The following is a 20,693-nucleotide window of genomic DNA, read 5'->3' on the forward strand; positions in this document are numbered from 1 at the left end:
GAGTTGATGGTTGAGTAAGCTTACCCCGAATCAGTGTCGGGGTTTGTGTTTCGTTGTTCCATTTAACTTCAATCGATTCTCCATTCTTTTGGGAAAGGTCTTGAAGAACTTCCTGAGCGGTTTGTGGAATCTCATTTGCCCAAGATAAAGGTAAATAGCTACTGGACAATAGCATGAAGAAAAGAATCAACGTAAATTCGTAATAAAATGTTGTTAGGCATGTTAGAATCCCCCCAGTATTTACATATTCATATTATTGGAATATTTAGAGGGGATATTCATTGGCACTATTCATTTTTCTTTGAAGTAACCAATTCTGTTCAAATAATGATTTTTCTTTACTTCAGTTTTGGAAACATGTATATTTATTTTATAAATATGGATTTTCGGAGGAGCCTGTCACCAACGGGCTCTTTTTGTGTTTTTTTCATAGTAAATGTTAATTATGGTTATCACTAAGAAAAGTCACTAGGGAGGACTTATGGAACATCAAGCAATCTGGGCAATAGGTATCTTTTTAATTATTTATGGAGTTATTATTTCCGAAAAAATTCACCGTACAATAATTGCAATGATTGGTGCTGTCTTAATGGTAATTCTAGGCATAGTAGACCAAGAAACAGCACTTCATCACATTGATTTCAACACGCTCGGTCTACTCGTTGGAATGATGATTATTGTTGGTGTTACGGCTGAAACCGGGCTTTTCAAGTATGTAGCTTTGAAGGCTGCCAAAATGGCAAAAGGACAACCAAAAAGGATTATGGTGGCTTTGGTGATTATCACAGCTGTTGGCTCGGCATTTTTGGATAATGTTACGACCGTACTCCTTATGGTTCCCGTTACATTGAGTATTACAAGACAACTGCGTGTAAACCCATTACCTTTCCTCATTACTCAAATTATTGCATCAAATGTAGGAGGTACAGCCACTTTGATAGGTGATCCTCCGAACATTATGATCGGCAGCTCAGTTAAAGAACTTACGTTCATGGCATTTATCAATAACTTAGCTCCAATTGCGATTATCATTATGTTGGTATATATTCCTTTGTTTATCCTCCTATTTGGGAAACAGATCAAGTCTACGCCTGAACTGCAGCGAAGTATTATGGATATGGATGAGAGAGCGATGATTACAGATCATAAGCTCCTAAGGAAATGTCTTATTGTTTTGGGCATCACAATAATAGGTTTCTTCCTACATCAGAGCTTACATTTAGAATCAGCTACAGTCGCATTATCGGGAGCGTTTTTGCTTCTTATTTTGACGGGTGAGTATATGCTGGAACAAGCATTTCATAGCGTGGAGTGGCCAACGCTATTCTTCTTTGTCGGTTTGTTTGTTCTTGTATCCGGACTGGTAGAAACCGGAGTAATAGCTAAATTAGCTGCGCAAGCAATTGAATTAACGGGAGGCAATTTATTTGCAACCTCGATGCTGATCCTATGGCTAAGTGCAATTGCTTCTGCATTTCTTGATAATATTCCTTTCGTTGCAACGATGATTCCAATGATTCATGAGATGGGAAATATGGGAGTCAGCAACTTGGAACCGTTGTGGTGGAGTCTTGCCTTAGGTGCTTGTCTTGGTGGCAATGGTACACTGATTGGCGCGAGCGCTAATTTAATCGTTGCTGGGTTGGCGAGTAAAGAAGGGTATCCGATCAGCTTTGTTAAGTTTATGAAGTATGGGTTTCCGTTAATGATTCTTTCGATCATTTTTTCAAGTTTTTATATCTACTTTAGATATTTGATGTAGGAGAGAGGATGAGAGTAACTCATGTTAATCTATACGTATAATGATAAAGAAGTTGAAATAAGTGAAACGGCAAATGGGCAAGATGTTGAATTTCGTATTCGCGTTATTGGGGAAGGATCTATGGACAAAAGGATCAAGGAAGTCCAACAGGATTTTGAACATAATAGCGTTCTTACGGATGTTCTGTTCTATGCGTATTTGAATCATGAATATCAGTTCATTGTCCGACAAGATTACTACTCGGAGTTTATCCTTTCTCTCATGAAACACCGAATATTAATAAGTGTAACATGGACCGGTTAGAAAATAGGTTAGGATTTATTCATGTAACAGGACTTGTTAATCAAGTATCGTTACCCGGAAAAGATTCTAATAGGTTAAAATTGAATAGTTCTAAAATTGGAGGAGCCTGTCACCAGAGCTTTGCTGTGTCCAGCAACTGTGGTATACGGGCTCTCTTTGCGTTTTTTACCTAAAATTGCACATGATAAAACAAAACTGAAAGGCGGGAAAAAGCATGCTTGTTTTCCAATTGGCAATCATTTTACTGGCATCTAAAATCGCTGGTGACCTAAGTGTTAAACTAGGCCAACCTTCTGTATTGGGGAAGTTACTTATTGGTATCGTACTGGGACCAACAGTTCTAGGAGTTGTTTCTAATACAGAAATTCTTAAAGAAATTAGTCAGATTGGTGTTATTTTATTGATGTTTATCGCCGGGTTGGAGACAGATACCGAAGAGTTTAAACGAACTGGTAAGGCTTCAACTTATGTAGGAGTGACAGGAATCATCGTACCTTTTTCGTTGGGTTATTTAGCTGGCATATTCTTGAACCTTCCACAGCTGGAATCCATATTTCTTGGGTTGTTGTTATCGGCAACAAGCGTAAGCATATCCGTTCAAGCGCTTAAAGAAATGGGAAGTCTCAAGTCAAGGGAGGGTACTACAATTCTAGGTGCTGCTGTGATCGATGACATTCTGGTCATTGTTGCATTAGCATTTGTGATGAGCTTCGCCGGCGGAGATGTAAACTTAGGAATGGTGGTATTAAAGAAAGTTATTTTCTTTGCCGTAGCGATACTTCTGGCTTGGAAGGTAATCCCCAGCCTCTTAAATAAATTTGCCCCTCTACGGGTTACAGAAGCTGTTGTGTCTGCAGGATTGATTTTATGTTTTATGTATGCCTACTTAGCAGAGTTTGCAGGCGTTGCAGCTATCATTGGAGCCTATATTGCAGGTGTTGCGATTAGCCTCACTAAATACAAACATGAAGTGTTTGAGAAGGTGGAAACCATTAGTTATTCCATTTTTGTTCCTGTATTTTTTACATCAATCGGAGTGACTGCCGAATTCATTGGAATAGGTACACATATCGGTTTGATCGTTGGATTAAGTATACTCGCGATACTCACCAAGCTCATAGGATCTGCAATTGGAGCCAAGTTATCCGGATTTACATGGAGGAACTCTTTAGGGATAGGCGCTGCCATGGTCTCCCGCGGGGAAGTTGCTTTAATCATTGCAGCGATGGGACTAGAAGCAAATCTATTAAGTCAAGATATGTTTGCCGTTGTTGTTGTCGTTGTATTGATAACTACCCTTGTAACACCGCCAATGATGAAGTTGTTTTTTGGTAAGCAAAAAGCTTTGGATGAAAATACTGGAAAATCCCATCATTAATTAGATACAATAACGATATTTGATTAATCATAAACTTGGAGGAGTCTCTCAAATGAATGACTCCTTTTTATTTATGAATTGTATCTCCATAATTAGGAAAAATTATATGAGTACTAATGTAATGGAGAGGATGAGCGGCATGGTTTTATTCGCTTCAATAAGTATAATATTGATTTTCGTTTTATGGGGGGCTTTCGCTCCTAATCAACTCGCGGCATCTGCAAATATGTTATTTGACTGGTCAATACGTAATTTTGGCTGGTTTTTTTTAATCTCTACGTTCGGGTTTTTGATCTTTTCATTTTTTCTTGCCTTCAGTAAGTATGGAAGAATCAAACTGGGTAAGGACGATGACGAACCGGAATATTCGACTGCATCATGGTTTGCTATGCTTTTTAGTGCAGGCATGGGCATTGGACTAGTTTTTTGGGGAGTCGCGGAACCGTTGTCGCATTTTCTTGCTCCTCCAGAAGGGGCAGGAGGAGGCACTGTTGACGCCGCACGTCTTGCTATGAGGTATTCCTTTTTCCACTGGGGGCTGCATCCGTGGGCCATCTATACGACTATCGCTCTTGCCTTGGCTTACTTTCAATTTCGTAAAGGCGAGAAGGGATTAATTAGTGCCGCATTTTCACCATTGCTGGGTGACAGATCGAATGGGATTATCGGGAAAATTATAGATATCCTTGCTATCATCGCAACGGCTTTTGGCGTTGCGACTTCGCTAGGGTTAGGCGCACTGCAGATAAATGGAGGGTTGAACCACTTATTCGGCTTATCTGTTAGCCCATTTATACAAGTGGTTATCATTGGGATTGTAACCATCATGTTTTTGCTCTCGGCAACAACAGGGTTAGATAGGGGGATACGAATATTGAGCAACACAAATTTGCTGATAGCCGTGTTGCTAATGGTATTTGTGCTTATCGTTGGACCTACATCCTTTATTTTGGATATTTTTACAACAACATTAGGTGGTTACCTGCAAAATATCATTAATATGAGTTTGCGTCTAACCCCTTTTACTCAGGGTAAATGGGTTGGCGCTTGGACGTTATTTTATTGGGCTTGGTGGATTGCCTGGGGTCCTTTTGTAGGCACTTTTATCGCTCGCGTGTCCAAAGGCAGGACGATCAAAGAATTTGTTTTAGGGGTTCTCTTGGTACCCAGCCTTTTCGGATTCATCTGGTTTGCGGTGTTCGGAGGAACCGGTTTGCATTTAGAGTTATTTGATCACTTTCCGATTGCAGACGCGGCGAAACAAGATGTGACTTCAGCTTTATTTTTGACCTTAGAGCAACTGCCGCTTGGTGTATTTATAGCAGCCATAGCTACGGCGCTTATTATCACCTTTTTTATTACTTCAGCAGATTCGGCCACTTTTGTGTTAGGGATGCTTTCTACGAAAGGAAACCCGAACCCGGCCAATAAAGTGAAAGTTGTATGGGGAGTTCTCCAGTCGTCTATTGCAATCGTATTGCTTATCAGCGGCGGACTAAGCGGATTACAAACGGCCTCGATCGTCGCGGCTGTGCCTTTTGCAATAATCATCATAGGCATGTGTGTTTCCTTGATGCTTGCACTAAGGCAAGATGAGAAGACCTTAAGGGCTAAAGAACTGAAGCGAATGAAGAAGCTGGATGAGCTTCTGAGCAATCAAAGTGAAGCTTAATCTTTTGTTCCGGGCGAATCTTTGGGGACCAGGTTGAAAATCTCTCCGCTCTCAAATGAGTCAATGAGTCTGCCCAGCCATATATAATACCTAATCGCCTCATCGATTTTTTCAATATCAGTGCTAAGGATTTCCTGTAGTGAAGTATCATCCGGATATTGATTGTTTAAATTTATCAGGTCCGTTTTAGATTTACGAAGAGAGCTTAAATTGATTTCTATCGCTTTACGCCACTTTAACCCAAAGAAATCAGCAAAGGTTTGAAACCAGTCCATTTCTACCTCGTATAGGTCTTTTCGCGAACCCTTCTCCCAAACTTTATTCACCATCTTCAAATCAACCAGCGTACGCACGCCTGTGCTCATACTGGTTTTGCTCATCTCCATGGCTTCTCCCATTTCATCCAGTGTCATAGGCTTGTTCTGGAAGAAGAGGAGTCCGTATAAATGGCCGATGGACTGGGTGATGCCGTAGAGATCCATGTTATTGCCGATGGATTCAATGACGCGTTTTCGCGCTTTTTGTATGATGAGTTCTTGTTCTGAGCTTTTGCCTCTTAATTGATCCATTGCATCTTTTCACCCTGTCCTTTTGTTTACATCGCTATTGTAAGAAAGAATTTAAATAATGTAAAGAAAGTCATGTAACAGGATTATTAAGCCTTTAGGAGATATGCAATATTATTGTGCAGTTTTTTCTGTATAAACAGTATAAACGGATATTTTTGTTGACATAACCGGAATTTTTTCTTTACACTAAAGGAGGTAACAAAGATTAACTTATACAGAAAGGAGTGAGCGTATGGCAATTATTGATGTGCGTCAGGTTACAAAGGTATTTGGACCTGATCCCGATTCTGTTCTTCCTCTGCTAGCCCAAAAACAGTCGAAAGAGCAGATTTACAGGGAAACCAAGCATACAGTGGGGGTCAACGAGGTCAGCTTTTCGGTACAACCAGGTGAAATATTTGTCATCATGGGGCTGTCAGGCAGCGGGAAATCAACTCTGGTTCGACTGCTGAACAGGTTAATTGAACCTACCCGAGGAAGCATAACCATTCACGGCAAGGATATTGTCGGTATGAATGATGAAGGGCTTCGTCGTGTCAGAAGAGAAAGCATTAGTATGGTGTTCCAGAAATTCGCATTGTTTCCGCATAGAACGGTTGCTCAAAATGTGGAATACGGGCTGGAAATTCAAGGAATGGAGAAGAAGGAAAGACGCTCCAAGGCGATAGAAGCTTTGCGCTTAGTGGGACTGCAGGATTGGACCGACAGTATGCCGGCGCAATTAAGCGGCGGTATGCAGCAAAGAGTAGGACTTGCCAGAGCATTAGCGAATGATCCGGACATTCTTTTGATGGATGAAGCCTTTAGCGCACTCGATCCGCTTATACGCAAAGATATGCAGGATGAGCTCCTGGAACTTCAGGATAAGATGAAAAAAACGATTATTTTCATCACGCATGATTTGGATGAAGCGCTTCGCATTGGCGATCGTATCGCGTTGATGAAAGACGGCAGCGTCGTCCAGATCGGAAAGCCTGAAGAGATTATGATGAATCCGGCAAATGAATATGTAGAAAGATTTGTCGAAGATGTGGACCTATCCAAAGTATTGACAGCTTCATCTGTCATGCGAAGGCCGGAAACTGTGGGACTTGACCGTGGACCGAGGGTTGCATTGCAGCTCATGCGTGAAAACGGCATTTCTAATTTATTCGTCGTTGATCGCGGGAAAAAATTAATCGGAGTTATCACAGCGGAAGATGCTTCGGGAGCCGTTCGATATGCTAAGAATCTCGAGGATATTGTTATCCGCAATGTGCCGACAGTCACACCTGATCAATTGTTATATGAATTGTTTGAGATCTGTGGAACCTCCAAATATCCGGTAGGTGTTGTTGATGAGAACAGACGCATCTTAGGCGTTATTGTTCGCGGTGCTGTTCTCGGGGCGCTTGCCGGCCAGCCGAATGCTAAAGAGGAGGTAGAGACAGATGATCCCAAAGATACCGTTGGATGAATGGGTTGAAAAAGGAGTGGATGGCCTAGAATCTAATTTAACCGTCCTATTTCAAATGATCTCAACAAGCATAGAAGGCAGTGTGAATGCGCTTTCTTATGTTTTTCATTTCATTCCGCCCCTTCTCTTTATTGCATGGATTACTATTTTAGCTTATTACTTGGGGAGGTGGCCCTTTGCCGTATTTTCTGCGGCAGGTCTAATATTGATCGAAAACTTAGGCTATTGGAACCATACAATGGATACACTTGCATTAGTTATGACCTCCGCTCTGATTTCTATTATAGTTGGTATCCCCCTTGGAGTCTGGTGTGCACAAAGTGACAAGGTTCGAAAGTTCGTAACTCCTTTACTGGACTTCATGCAGACAATGCCAGCATTTGTGTATCTGATCCCGGCAGTCACCTTCTTCGGTTTAGGAGTTGTACCGGGCGTGATTGCATCCGTTATATTTGCTGTACCCCCTACGATTCGTCTGACTAACTTAGGGATTAGGCAGGTCGCTGAGGATTTAGTGGAAGCTGCTGATGCGTTCGGGTCAACGCCAACACAGAAACTGTTCAAGCTTCAATTCCCGCTGGCCATGCCTTCAATTATGGCTGGAATTAATCAAACCATCATGCTTGCACTTTCAATGGTTGTTATTGCTTCAATGATTGGTGCCCAGGGCATCGGGGCGGACGTATACCGGGCTGTGACGCAAATTAAAACTGGTCAGGGCTTTGAAGCAGGCTTGTCTATTGTCGTATTGGCCATACTGCTGGATCGCATGATGCAATACTTACTAAAGAAAAAAGGAGTGCATAAAAATGTTTAAATATGCTGCTAAAACTATGGTGTTGGTGAGTTTGACCACTTTACTGATCGTTACGGGATGTTCTAAAGAAACATCCTCATCGGATTCAAGTATCGGGAAGCAGGTTAATCATGAGATCATTGGTATTGATCCGGGAGCAGGTTTAATGAAGCAAACTGCTCAAGTATTGAAGGACTATGACCTCAAGGACTGGAAGCTTATAGAGGGATCAAGCGCAGCAATGGCCGCAGCTCTGGACAAGGCTTACAAGGACAAGAAACCTATTATTGTGACCGGATGGACACCGCATTGGATGTTTGCTAAGTATGAATTGAAATATTTGAATGATCCCAAAGGTGTATTCGGGAAAGACGAGCAGATACATACGATTGTTCGAAATGGATTTAAAAAGGATGCTTTGTCCGCTTATACCATGCTGGATCGATTTGAGTGGAAAGCGGAAGAGATGGCGGTCGTCATGTCGGATATCGTTGAAGGGAAGAAGCCGGAAGAAGCAGCTGCAGAGTGGGTGAAGAAAAACGGCACTAAAGTTGATAATTGGGTGAAGGATCTCACGAAAGAGAAAGGAAAGAAGCTGAAACTGGCATACGTCGCTTGGGACTCAGAAATCGCAAGCACCAATGTTGTGAAGATTGTACTTGAAGAGAAACTCGGTTACAAAGTGGAGATGCTGCAAGTGGAAGCCGGACCGATGTGGGCAGGGATTTCCGATGGAAGCGCAGATGCTATGGTAGCAGCTTGGCTTCCTACCACACATAAGGATTATTTCGATAAATATGCCGGAAAATTTGAAGATCTGGGGGCTAACTTGAACGGAACCAAGTTGGGGTTAGTTGTTCCGAAATATATGAATGTTGATTCGATTGAAGATTTGAAAACAAAATAAACTGGGTAAAAGTGAAGAGCATGTCCGAAAGGATAGGCTCTTTATTTACCACATAAGAAAGTATAAGTTTTCGGCTCCCGAAAACCGCTTTCTTATTGGCGATAAAACCTACCTCTAAACGCGGTCGTACTTCATTGAATGGCCTCGATAGAGGTTTTCTCATTGTAATTTAGGATCGATTGGGATTGTATGGCGGTTAATGCTAACTTCTTGGAAAAGAGAGCTCTGATCCATGATGGCGCCGGATTTCAGGTTAAGCATACGCTCTATTTCACCAATGGTAACTGGTTTTGCATGCCGCATTAATTCGTAACCGACTTGACCGTTGGGTTCTAACGTAGCGAATTTGACGTCGCTAATATTAGTAATTCCTTTTTGCCGCAGCCGCATTTCCAGCTGATCGACGGTCATCCGCATTGCACGCAAGTTTCCTTGATTAATTTGTCCGTTTTCAATGACGATTTTGGAACGTCCGCTCATGAAAATCGCTGCAGAACCGACTGCTTTCCATAGCTGATTGTTAGCAATCGGCTGTACAATGGTCGTTCCGATCGAGATCATAATGACGGTAGTGGCTATGCTCATTTGGGAGATGGATTTTCTCCCTGCAGTGCATTCCTGCAAAAAATAATAAAGCGGATTTCCACATCCAAGCCATGTCCATCGTTGGGCCTCCATGAATTGAGAATTCTGGCTATAGATTAGGCAAACCTTCTATATATTATTCACTTCCTGGGCTGCATTACTTAATATGTTCAAAGGTCTTTCTTATACATAAATAATGTGAATCATAATTTTCGCGGAATAATTGAAGGAATCTCAGAGGATAATATTGTAGAGACAAAATCCTTATACAAAGGAGAACAGAGTATGATCTATCTCTATATAATTAGTTCAGCTATATTAATTATCGGTTTGATCCTATCCTTTATCTACGCAAGAAGACAACAAAATCATGAGTTAGATAAAAGCATGAGTACTGTAACATATAAACATCGATTGTTAGCCAATCCTGGACTCATTGCTTACGTATCATTTATTTTGATCGGAATCATAGTTATTGGCTTTTTCTTGTTTAGAAATATCTAATAAGGGTGAGGTTGACTATGGATAAAAAGAGATATTACGTTTCTGTTCAATCGGGTACGATCATGGAGAATCAAGGCGATGCTTCATATGAGCTGGAGATTGAAGCTACACCTGATCAATTAGACAAGCTAGGGGAGCTTTTTGAAGAGATGGATAATTTCGATCAGAGCTCAGCTATTCAAGTAGCCTCAGCTTTATCCATCGCCTACCATCATGATGAATCCAATGACGGTTATGATTATTATCTTAAAGAAGCTTATGCAATGATTCATGAATTAGGTACAGAAGAAACGAGAGAACATATTCGTAAAATGAATATATTATCTTAAAAGATCATAGAATGAGCTTTTGCGCCCAATCGGGTGCTTTTTAGTCTCATTTATAACCGTTACTCATACATAAACTTCGCATATTTGGGAAGAATATTTTCTATGCACATGTTACTCTCCCCTTAAGATAGATGTGCGTAAAAGAGGCTCCGCGAAAAAGGAGCCTCTTTTTTTATTTTCTAGTTCGAGACTATTTTTTCAGATATCGTCAACAGCATATCCCTTTGAAGGATCAAAATACTAATTCTGCTAATTAAACCATGAAAAATTGGGGATAATTTGACTGTTCCGGAATCTATAGTCGTACCGGACGCCAGTACCGATATCTTACAACTGATCTCTGGAGGGGCCAATGGCTTATAATACCGAAATGCTTTGCCAAAAAGCACGTGAACTTGCATTGCAGCACACTCCAATTATCGTGCAAACCCATCCAAAGTACGTTTGGAATCAATTTGAAGAAAACATACAGAGTCTAAGGGAATTTGTAATGTCTTTGCAAAACAGTCCCGCAAGCTGTGCTCAACCAGCGGAGGAATGGCTGCTCGATAACGCTGAATTTATTGAGGAACAGGCGTTAGAGGTTAAAACTTTTTTATCCGAACGTGCTCTTGGTCGTTTACCGCGCCTTAAAAAGAAAGGCGTATTGCGTATTCAATCGGTATGCGAAGATTATTTGGAGCAGGTCGACGGCGTACTGAATGAGGATTCCTTTGTTTCTTATATTAACGCTTATCAGGAAGTATCCGCTTTATTGCTTGCCGAAACCTGGTCCATCCCGGTCATACTTCGGCTGAGTTTGATCGGAAGGCTGTCTGAAACGATGGCACTCGTGCGTGATCGCCGGGAGGTTTGCATGGAAGTCGAACGGTTGCTTACGCGGATAGGTCCGTCCGGGTTAAACACAGAAGCCATCGATGCTGAATTGGAAGCGGCAGGCCAGACTGTTCCGCTATCCGGTCCATGGATCGTCCATTTGATAAGTCATTTGCGGGAGTGGGCAGACGATTCGGCATCCGTGCGCGATTGGTTGGTATGCAAATTTGAGAACGGCTCTGACGACCTTGACCGCATCATATCCTATGAGCATCAGCTTCAAGCCAGATATCAGGTAAAGGCAGGCAATTTGATCAGCAGTTTGCGCAAGAACGAACGGCGGGATTGGCATGAGCTGTTCGAACGAATAAGCTTGCTTGACCGAACGCTTCGTCAAGAAAGCACGAGCGTTTATCCGCTGCTTGATTCTAGTAGCAGGAATGAGATTCTAAAACGCGTCGAAGGTTTGGCCCGCCGTTTACGTGTGCCCGAAAACTTGATCGCAAGTCAGGCGGTTGCTCTTGCGAAGGCAGAGTCAGAACGGGTAAGTGAGGAAGCTTCGGTATCTCAGTCGAAGGCAGATGACCTCCCTCGTCGTGCGTTTGCGGCTTATTATTTATACGAGCCGGCCGGAATCAAGAAGTTAGTACAATCACTGCGAAAATGCAGTAAGCCCCGACAGTTGCCGGAAACCGGTATTTTGCACCGGGCAACCGGTGCTTATTTTACTTTATTGATAGGTTGGTTCGTGATTGCTCTTATGGCTTTGGCTGCCTGGATCGGCGTTGGACGCGGATTTACGCCGGTACAGTGGATCGTGGTCGTTCTTGTGCTTTCTATTCCAGCAAGCGAATGGGTCATTACATGGCTTCATTTCGGAATTGAGCGCTTTTTCCGCCCCCGGCCTTTGCTGCGTTATGATTTTTCAAACGGTGTGCCTTCGGATGCAATGACAATGGTCGTCATTCCTGCCATTTGGTCTACACCTGAGGAAGTCGGGGAGCTTGCTGATCGTTTGGAAATCCATTATTTAGCCAACCGGGATCCGAATATTCATTACGCTCTCTTAGGGGATTTTACAGATGCCCCGGAGGAAAAACTTTCGGAAGATGAAGCGATTGTTACCTTCGCCAAAGAAAGGATCGAGGCGCTTAACCGGATGTATGCCAAACCGGGAGGGACGACCTTTCATTTGTATCAGCGACGCAGACAGTGGAACCCGTGTGAGGGAGTATACATGGGTTGGGAGCGAAAACGCGGAAAACTGGTGGAATTTATCGAGCTGATGAAAGGAAGCAATGAGTCGAGTTACGACTTCATGACTGGTGATACGGCTATCCTTCAGCACATTCGTTATATGATAACGCTGGACGCGGATACGCAGCTCCCTATGGGAAGCGCGCAGCGCATGATTGGTACGATGCATCTTCCTTACAATCGTCCCCGTTTAAATCAGGCGCGAACCCGGGTCGTTGAAGGATATGGCGTGCTGCAGCCCCGAATCGGAATCAGCCACGAGTCGGCTATGCGGTCCAGGCTTGCTTACTTTTGGTCGGAGCCGGGGCTGGATCCATATGCGTTTGCCGCCTCCGATCCTTATCAGGATGCAATGGAGCAGGGCATTTTTACGGGAAAAGGCATTTTCGATGTGCATGTTTTTGCTGAATTATTATGCGAACGCATTCCTGAAAATACGGTGCTTAGCCACGATTTGCTCGAAGGAGGTTTTTTGCGGGCAGCCTTGTTATCGGACATTGAACTGATCGATGACCACCCTTCCAAGTTTCTCGCTTACCAGAAGCGAATGCATAGATGGGTACGCGGCGATTGGCAGCTGCTCTGTTGGCTGTTTCCCCGTGTTTGCGATCGTCGGGGAACGCTAAAGCCGGTCGATCTGTCCGCGATAACACGTTGGCAAATGATCGACAACTTGCGGCGCAGCCTGCTTCCGATCGCTTATCTCGTGATCTTGGCACTTGGTTTGACCCTTCTTCCCGGCTCGCCGTGGAGGTGGATTGCCATCGCTTTCGCAACGATGTTTTTGCCGGTTATCCGGCAGCTCTTTCTCATTCAGCAGGCCATGTGGCATCCCCGGAGGGTATTATCTACGGCTATACACGTCTTGATGAGCATCTGGACACTGCCGTTTCAAAGCGCTGTTTTGCTCGATGCGATCGGTAAAACGCTTTACCGGTTGTTGATCAGTAAACGCCGTTTGCTGGAATGGACAAGTTCTTCTCATATTGAACGAAGCAACAGGGGAAGTCATCATGCGGGGCTGCTCGGTACGCGCGGCGGTTATGCCTTGATTCTTCTCTTCGTACTTGCCGCAGCGATGCAGCAGCAGCCGGGACCGAGATGGATGGGCCTAACACTTAGTTTGTTTTGGGCTCTGGCTCCGCTCGCTGTCCGCTGGCTGGACCAGCCTTTGCCACGGGACGAACAACCGCTCACCCCGGAGGAGGAAGGACAATTGCGCACGTTGGCCAAACAGATTTGGACGTTTTATGAGGATTTTGCCGGACCGAAAGACCACTTTTTACCACCTGACAACGTGCAAATTGACCCTCCAAACGGAGTTGCGCATCGTACGTCGCCGACCAATATCGGATTTTTGCTAACTGCTGCCCTGGCAGCGAGGGATTTTGGGTTTATCGATACACCCGAGCTTGTTGAGCGCGTAGAGCGTACGATCCGTACCGTCGAACGGTTAGACAAATGGAACGGCCATCTTTATAACTGGTACGATACCCTTTCACTCGGGGTACTGCCGCCGGCGTATGTTTCTACAGTTGACTCGGGTAATTTTGTAGCTAGTTTGATGACGGTAAAACAAGGGTTATCGCATTGGCTGAAGACCGATTTCACATTGAGCAGGAAGCCAAGCCTGGCGGTTGCCGGATACGGCGATGGCTTGCATGTTGAGTTTGCCGTAGAACTCGATAAAACGAGACCTGGAGAAACAGTTTCCACCGGGATGAAGGAGCAACTCTCCGGCAAGGGGACGGAAGAAGGGTTCACTTCGGAGCCTGCAGCACCTATAGATTGGTTGGAGCGCGGCCATATTCTGATCGAGCGTCTCGAGGCATTGATTACAGAGACCGATTTCAGGCCGCTTTATGATCATAAAGCCAAATTATTCGTTTTAGGCTACCACGCCGCATCCGGTGAACGGGATAACATCCTCTACGACCTGCTGGCTTCCGAGGCACGACAGACGAGCTTTGTTGCGATCGCTCTTGGTCAAGTATCCGTATCTCACTGGCTGGCGCTCGGCCGGACGGTAAAACGGCATGGGAAACATACCACGCTGGTTTCTTGGTCCGGGACGATGTTTGAATATTTGATGCCCTGGCTTATCATGCGTACCTATCGGAACACAATCTGGGATAGTACATATCGTGGTGTTGTAAAACGGCAAATCGAATACGCTCGTCAGCGAGATGTTCCTTTCGGTATTTCGGAATCCGGCTATTACGCTTATGATTACCAGATGAATTATCAATACCGGGCTTTCGGTGTTCCAGGCCTCGGTTTCAAACGCGGACTCGAGCAAGATTTGGTTCTGGCGCCGTATGCGACGGTCATGGCCCTTCCTTTTGCTGTTCGTGAAAGTTTGAAGGATTTACTCCGGATGGAGAAACTCGGGGCGCGCGGACAATATGGTTTTTATGAGGCCATTGATTACACCCCGGGAAGAATGCCGGAAGGCGAGACTTACAAGATTATCCGCAGTTTTATGGCGCATCACCAAGGCATGAGCTTGCTGACGCTTGCCAATGTGCTGCTGCCGGGTACAATGGTGGATCACTTTCATCGCGATAAACGCGTGCAGGCGGCAGAACTGCTGTTGCAAGAGCGGATTCCATCCCGGGACTTCATGTTGAAACGGGAATTATCGGGACAGACGCGAATGGAAAAACCGAAACCTGCACAAATGGCCCCGCTGCGAGAATATGCCTCGGCCGATACTCCGGTACCTGAAGTGAATGTACATTCGAACGGGATTTTTACGACGGTGGTCACTAATAGCGGCAGCGGATTTATCCGGTACGAAGGTATGGATGTCTCTCGCTGGCGGGAAGACCCGGTCGCAGACCATTGGGGAAGCTATATGTATATCCGGGATGTGACAAGGGATAAGGTATGGTCGCCGGCCTTTCAGCCTTGCTGCATACCGTCCTACAAGCAGCGGGTACAGTTCTCGCAAGAGCGATCCACTTTCCTGCGTGAGGATGAGGATATGCACACCGCGCTTGAAATAAGCGTGTCGCCCGAATTGAACGCGGAAGTTCGCCGGTTGACGCTTTCCAACATGTCGAGCGAAGCTCGGATCATCGAGGTGACGACGTTTCTCGAAATTGCGCTAGCACCGCATGAGGCGGATAAAGCACATCCGGCTTTTACCAAATTATTCGTTGAAACGCAATATGAGCCTGATGCGGAATGTTTGCTGGCCCGCAAGCGTCCCCGTGACGGCGGAGAGAAATCCGTGTGGGCGTTTCATACATTAACGACCGGTGACCGGTCTCTTGGGCCTGTCGAATTTGAAACCGACCGGGTCCGTTTTATTGGCAGGGGCTGCACATTATCCAAACCCAGGGGCATCGATACCCGACTCGGCAGTACGGTGGGTTCTGTCGCCGATCCTGCGTTTATTATGCGGAGGCGTTTAAGCATTGCGCCTGGTGAACGCGTCCAGTTGACCGCAGTTACAGGTATGGCAGAGACGAAGGAACAAGCTATAGATATGGTTCAGCAACTATCCCAAGAACAACAAGTCGAGAGGGTTTTTCAACTTGCCTGGACAAGAAGTCAAATCGAACTGCAGCATTTACACATCACATCCGCCGATTTGGCCGTAATTCAATTATTTGCGGGCCGTGCGCTGTATACGGCACCTCTGTGGCCGGAGCGTGAGAGCAGCATTGCCGCAAATCAAAAAGGACAGCAGGGACTTTGGGCGCATGGCGTCTCCGGTGATCGGCCGATTATCACGGTACGGATTGAGAATACGAGCAATGTGGCTTTTATTAAAAAGCTGCTCATTGGATATGAGTATTTGCGTCATAACCAGTTGTTCATCGATCTTGTCATTTTGAACGAATCGGCTGGGGGGTATCAGCAAGATTTGCAGGAAGCCCTCAGGCGGATGAAAGAGCAGATTGCCGGACATAACGGTGCGGGGCAAGGAGGCGTACATATCTTGCCGGCCGCTCAAATATCGGATGAAGATAAGTCGTTGTTGTTCGCAGTATCCCGCATTGTGCTGCGCGCAGACGGCCCAAGTCTGAGAGCGCAGCTCAGAGTCAATGTCCCGAGCCGCCCGTCGGATGAACCGCTCCCGGTGACGGCCCAGCCGAACCGTTTCCCGCCTGCAAAGGAATTCGAGACAAGCGATCTCCTTTTCTTCAACGGTTGGGGAGGCTTCTCGCCGGACGGCAGGGAGTACCATATCAGTCTAAAAAACGGTAATAACCTGCCGGCACCATGGATTAACGTGATGGCGAATCCCAAATTCGGCTGCTTGACTTCGGAGCTTTACACTGGGTATACCTGGTGGCGCAACAGCCGCGAATGCAAATTAACCCCGTGGTCGAATGATCCCGCACTCGACCAGCCCGGAGAAGTATGCTACTTACGGGACGAAGAAAGCGGAGAATATTGGCCGGTGGCGCCGACCCGTACGCATGCGGCCTTCCCTTTTAAGGTGACGCACGGCCGGGGGTATACGCGTTATCTGCAGGAAAATCATGGACTTCTGCAGGAAATGACCGTATTTGTTCCGCTGGATGATCCAATCAAAGTGATCAAATTACGGCTGCAAAACACGACGTCCGAGCAGCGGAGACTGTCTGTCACTTATTATGCCGAATGGGTGCTGGGCGTGCATCGTGAAGGGAATGCTTCGTTCATCGTCACGGAATGGGATCCATTGAATGCGGTATTGATAGCACGTAACTCGTATCAGGAAATATTCCGGGATGCCACCGCCTTTTTGGCCGTTTATCCAAAAACAGCTGCGATGATTCCTAATATGGAATGGACAGGGGATCGCCTGGAATTTTTAGGCCGAAACGGCAACTTAGAAAATCCTGCAGCGATGAGCCGGCTGCATCTGTCGGGGGCAACCGGGCCGTCGTACGACGGGTGTGGAGTTGTACAAACCAAATTCGCGATAGAACCTGATGCGGAACAAACCCTGTACATCCTGCTCGGCTGCGAAAATTCCAGCGAATCCGCCGCTAAGCTTACTCAAAAATACCGTGAGACCCATGTTTGCGAGCAGGCACTTGTGGATGTTCAAAAGTTTTGGGATAGTGTGCTTGGGACAATTACCGTTTCGACACCTTGTGCTGAAATGGACATCATGCTGAACAACTGGCTGCTCTATCAGACGCTTTCTTGCCGCATGTGGGCACGTTCCGCCTTTTATCAAGCGGGAGGTGCTTATGGTTTTCGCGATCAATTGCAGGATTCGCTGGCCTTGCTTCATAGCCGTCCCGATCTTACGCGGGCGCAAATCCTGCTTCATGCTGCGCACCAATATGAAGAAGGGGATGTACAGCATTGGTGGCATGAAGAGACGCACCGCGGTATCCGTACCCGTTTTTCCGATGATTTGTTATGGCTGCCCTATGCCGTAGCCAGGTATCTCGAACATACCGAAGATGAAAGCCTGCTTGATGAAACTGTACCGTTTCTTCATAGCGAGCCTCTTGGTGAAGACGAGCATGAACGTTATGAGCCGACTGTATTATCCGAGCAGAGCGGCACGGTATTTGAGCACTGCTTACGCGCTATCGACCGCGGTTTACGTTTTGGGGAACATGGGCTGCCGCTGATTGGAATCGGAGACTGGAACGACGGGATGAGCCGGGTTGGAGCCGAAGGACGCGGCGAAAGCGTGTGGCTCGGCTGGTTTCTGGGGGATGTTTTACGGAGGATTGCTCATTTATGTGAAACCCGAGGTGATCATGAGCGGGCAGCGCATTATCGGTTTGTGCACGAGAAGCTTGCGGATTCGCTCAATGAAAAGGGATGGGACGGACAGTGGTACCGGCGGGCATCCACCGATGCCGGACAATGGCTTGGTTCCATCCACAATACGGAATGCCGCATTGATTCCATTGCCCAGTCGTGGTCCGTCATTTCCGCGATGGCGCCGCAAGACAAAGCTCTGCAGGCGATGCATTCATTCGATAGAGAGCTTGTGGACAGAAACTTATCCGTTGCGCATATTCTGTACCCGCCTTTTGACCGAACGGATCCAAGTCCGGGATACATTCAGGGTTATCCCCCCGGCATTCGCGAGAACGGAGGCCAATACACGCACGGCGTCATCTGGAGCATCATTGCTTGGTGCGGGCTTGAGGATGGGGAGAAGGCATTTGAGTTGTTCCACATGCTCAACCCGATCATGCATACTAAATCTCCCGCAGAAGTGCGTAAGTATGTCGGCGAACCTTATGTCATGGCTGCGGACGTGTATACGGAGGAGCCGCATAAAGGCCATGCCGGTTGGACTTGGTATACAGGCGCTTCAGGTTGGATGTATCAGGCGGGCGTCGAATGGATCATCGGCTTGCGTCGACGAGGAGAACGGTTGTTCATTCGCCCATGTATTCCAAGCGAATGGCCGGAGTTCTCCGCCAGCTACCGTTTCGGGAGCACAGAGTACCGCATCACCGTCAAAAATCCGTCACGCAAGTCCGGCGGACAAACCATGCTATCGATCGACGGACAAGAAGTCGACATTGCCCAATATTCCAATGAAGACGGTCCTTTCGTTCGCTTAAACGACGATAGTCAAACCCACCATGTGGTACTGACGTTATAGGATAGCCGTACCAAGTATTGAATGACTTTCATGGTATCGAAAAAGCGCATGTTGCTACGGCAACATGCGCTTTTTAACTTGTCATTTGAATGTGTAAATACAGCCCATGCGTTGCAGCTCCTATTAATAAAATTGGAGTAAATTAATGGTTACTGGGGATACTTTTGTCATACAGGATTCATTTTACAGGAGGATTTGGCATATCAACAAAATTATTAGATACCTATTTAAATCCGGTTCGCGTAATCAATCTAATAAGCAACCGGAACTAAATCGCCCGCAGCAGAATCTGCTTTTGATGAGTATAGATGAAAATTCGCAAATGTTACGATCCATTTATTCGAACTGTCCTGATGTCGTTTTTCGTTCTTTTACGATTGGCGGAAAGAAAAAAGCGATGCTTTTGTATATCGAAGGTTTGTCTAACATCGAATCGATTGATCAAAATGTGCTTGCTCCGCTAATGCAGGAAAACGTTCAAGAACCTGAGAACATAGATCGAATTATTGAACAGAAGATACACGTCTCCAGTACGAAGGAAGTAAAAACGTTTGAGGATTGTATCGAACAGATCTCAGCTGGAAATCCGGTATTGTTGATCGATCATGCGATGAATGGCCGATCATTCAATTTGGCAAAATGGGAGAAGCGGGGGGTCGAAGAGCCTACCGCCGAAGCGGTTGTACGGGGGCCTCGTGAAGGATTTACTGAATCGATCGGGGTAAATACCTCCTTACTACGAAGAAGGCTTCGCACTCCTAAACTGAAATTTCTGCAGAGAAAAATAGGACGATACACCCAAACAGAGGTAGTCGTTGCTTACGTGGAGGGGCTTGCCGATCAAACGCTGATCGAGGAAGTACTTAACCGTCTAGGCCGAATCGATATCGATGGTGTGCTGGAGAGTGCGTATATCGAGGAAATGATGGAAGATTATCCGTTATCCTTCTTTCCTCAAATCATGAATACGGAACGACCCGACGTCGCGGCTGCAGGTCTTCTCGAAGGACGCGTAGCTATAGTGATAGACGGTACTCCTTTTGTACTCATAGCTCCCATCACTTTTTATTCGCTTATCCAGTCTGCAGAGGATTATTACCAACGGTTCACATTTAGTACAGCAATCCGTTGGCTGCGATATGCGGCTTTAGTCATTTCGCTGCTTCTTCCATCACTCTATGTTGCAGTCCTTACCTATCATCAGGAGATGGTCCCGACCTCATTATTCTTCAGCATAGCGAAATCCCGTGAAGAGATTCCATTTCCTGTCGTTGTTGAGGCACTAATTATGGAAATCACGTTTGAAGCGCTTCGTGAGGCGGGCGTTCGGCTTCCCAAACAGATTGGTGCAGCAGTCAGCATCGTCGGCGCGCTTGTCATTGGACAAGCAGCCGTCTCGGCTGGCATCGTTTCCGCACCGATGGTCATGGTCGTAGCTATTACCGGAATTGCTTCCTTTATGATTCCCCGCTATTCGGCTGGAATCGCGTTGCGGCTGCTTCGCCTCCCGATCATATTGATGGCAAGCATGCTTGGTTTGCTTGGCATTATGCTCGCTGTTATTACTACGGTTGTACACTTATGTACAATTCGTTCTTTTGGAGTTCCTTATATGTCGCCAATGGGACCGATGAAAGGAAGAGATATGAAGGACGTGCTAATGCGTGCACCTTGGTGGATGTTGAATACGCGTCCGCATCTAACAGGGGAAGGCGACAAGTACCGTCAAGCCCCTGGACAGAAACCAGATCCTGCCAATGGAACGGACTAGAGGTT

12 protein-coding genes are annotated in these 20,693 nt (G+C 45.9%); 10 read left to right on the plus strand and 2 right to left on the minus strand.

Going from position 1 to position 20,693, the window contains the following annotated elements; genetic code table 11:
* Positions 1-481: 481 nt before the first annotated feature.
* The 4 genes from ICC18_RS05125 to ICC18_RS05140 all read left to right on the plus strand — a co-directional run bounded on the left by ICC18_RS05125 (position 482) and on the right by ICC18_RS05140 (position 5,115).
* Complete coding sequence (locus ICC18_RS05125) at positions 482-1,762, plus strand: ArsB/NhaD family transporter (protein ID WP_188173315.1); 1,281 nt, start codon at positions 482-484, stop codon at positions 1,760-1,762.
* 21 nt (positions 1,763-1,783) lie between these two features.
* Complete coding sequence (locus tag ICC18_RS05130) at positions 1,784-2,065, plus strand: hypothetical protein (RefSeq protein WP_188173316.1); 282 nt, start codon at positions 1,784-1,786, stop codon at positions 2,063-2,065.
* 214 nt (positions 2,066-2,279) lie between these two features.
* Positions 2,280-3,443 carry a cation:proton antiporter gene (locus tag ICC18_RS05135; protein WP_188173317.1) on the plus strand — a complete coding sequence of 388 codons (1,164 nt, stop codon included), beginning with the start codon at positions 2,280-2,282 and terminating at the stop codon, positions 3,441-3,443.
* Between the two features lie 139 nt (positions 3,444-3,582).
* A complete protein-coding gene (locus ICC18_RS05140; RefSeq protein ID WP_282559199.1) occupies positions 3,583-5,115 on the plus strand; it encodes a glycine betaine uptake BCCT transporter in 1,533 nt (510 codons plus the stop codon).
* Here ICC18_RS05140 and ICC18_RS05145 read toward each other — a convergent pair.
* Positions 5,112-5,684, minus strand: a complete 573-nt coding sequence (locus tag ICC18_RS05145; RefSeq protein WP_188173318.1) for a GbsR/MarR family transcriptional regulator — start codon at positions 5,682-5,684, stop codon at positions 5,112-5,114. The two genes, ICC18_RS05140 and ICC18_RS05145, sit on opposite strands and share 4 nt — an antisense overlap.
* Before the next feature lie 232 nt (positions 5,685-5,916).
* Here ICC18_RS05145 and ICC18_RS05150 point away from each other — a divergent pair, with 232 nt between their 5' ends.
* The 3 genes from ICC18_RS05150 to ICC18_RS05160 are packed head-to-tail and all read left to right on the plus strand — an operon-like array spanning position 5,917 to position 8,843.
* Positions 5,917-7,140 carry a quaternary amine ABC transporter ATP-binding protein gene (locus ICC18_RS05150; protein ID WP_188173319.1) on the plus strand — a complete coding sequence of 408 codons (1,224 nt, stop codon included), beginning with the start codon at positions 5,917-5,919 and terminating at the stop codon, positions 7,138-7,140.
* Positions 7,115-7,957 carry an ABC transporter permease gene (locus ICC18_RS05155; RefSeq protein ID WP_188173320.1) on the plus strand — a complete coding sequence of 281 codons (843 nt, stop codon included), beginning with the start codon at positions 7,115-7,117 and terminating at the stop codon, positions 7,955-7,957. Before ICC18_RS05150 ends, ICC18_RS05155 begins: the two co-directional genes overlap by 26 nt.
* A complete protein-coding gene (locus ICC18_RS05160) occupies positions 7,950-8,843 on the plus strand; it encodes a glycine betaine ABC transporter substrate-binding protein (protein WP_188173321.1) in 894 nt (297 codons plus the stop codon). The genes ICC18_RS05155 and ICC18_RS05160 overlap by 8 nt, the downstream gene beginning before the upstream one ends.
* A 159-nt stretch (positions 8,844-9,002) precedes the next feature.
* Here ICC18_RS05160 and ICC18_RS05165 read toward each other — a convergent pair whose 3' ends face one another.
* Complete coding sequence (locus ICC18_RS05165) at positions 9,003-9,521, minus strand: DUF421 domain-containing protein (RefSeq protein ID WP_223192348.1); 519 nt, start codon at positions 9,519-9,521, stop codon at positions 9,003-9,005.
* Positions 9,522-9,949: 428 nt separating this feature from the next.
* Here ICC18_RS05165 and ICC18_RS05170 point away from each other — a divergent pair, with 428 nt between their 5' ends.
* From ICC18_RS05170 to ICC18_RS05180, 3 genes are all read left to right on the plus strand, one after another.
* Entirely contained in the window at positions 9,950-10,261 is a 312-nt protein-coding gene (locus tag ICC18_RS05170) for a hypothetical protein (protein ID WP_188173322.1), read from the plus strand.
* Between the two features lie 352 nt (positions 10,262-10,613).
* Positions 10,614-18,917, plus strand: a complete 8,304-nt coding sequence (locus ICC18_RS05175) for a glycoside hydrolase family 94 protein (RefSeq protein WP_188173323.1) — start codon at positions 10,614-10,616, stop codon at positions 18,915-18,917.
* A gap of 298 nt (positions 18,918-19,215) precedes the next feature.
* Positions 19,216-20,688 (plus strand): spore germination protein, encoded by a 1,473-nt coding sequence (locus tag ICC18_RS05180; RefSeq protein WP_223192349.1) that lies wholly within the window; start codon positions 19,216-19,218, stop codon positions 20,686-20,688.
* Positions 20,689-20,693 lie beyond the last annotated feature (5 nt).

It is taken from the genome of Paenibacillus sedimenti (genome assembly GCF_014534655.1).
Lineage (GTDB): Bacteria > Bacillota > Bacilli > Paenibacillales > NBRC-103111 > Paenibacillus_E > Paenibacillus_E sedimenti.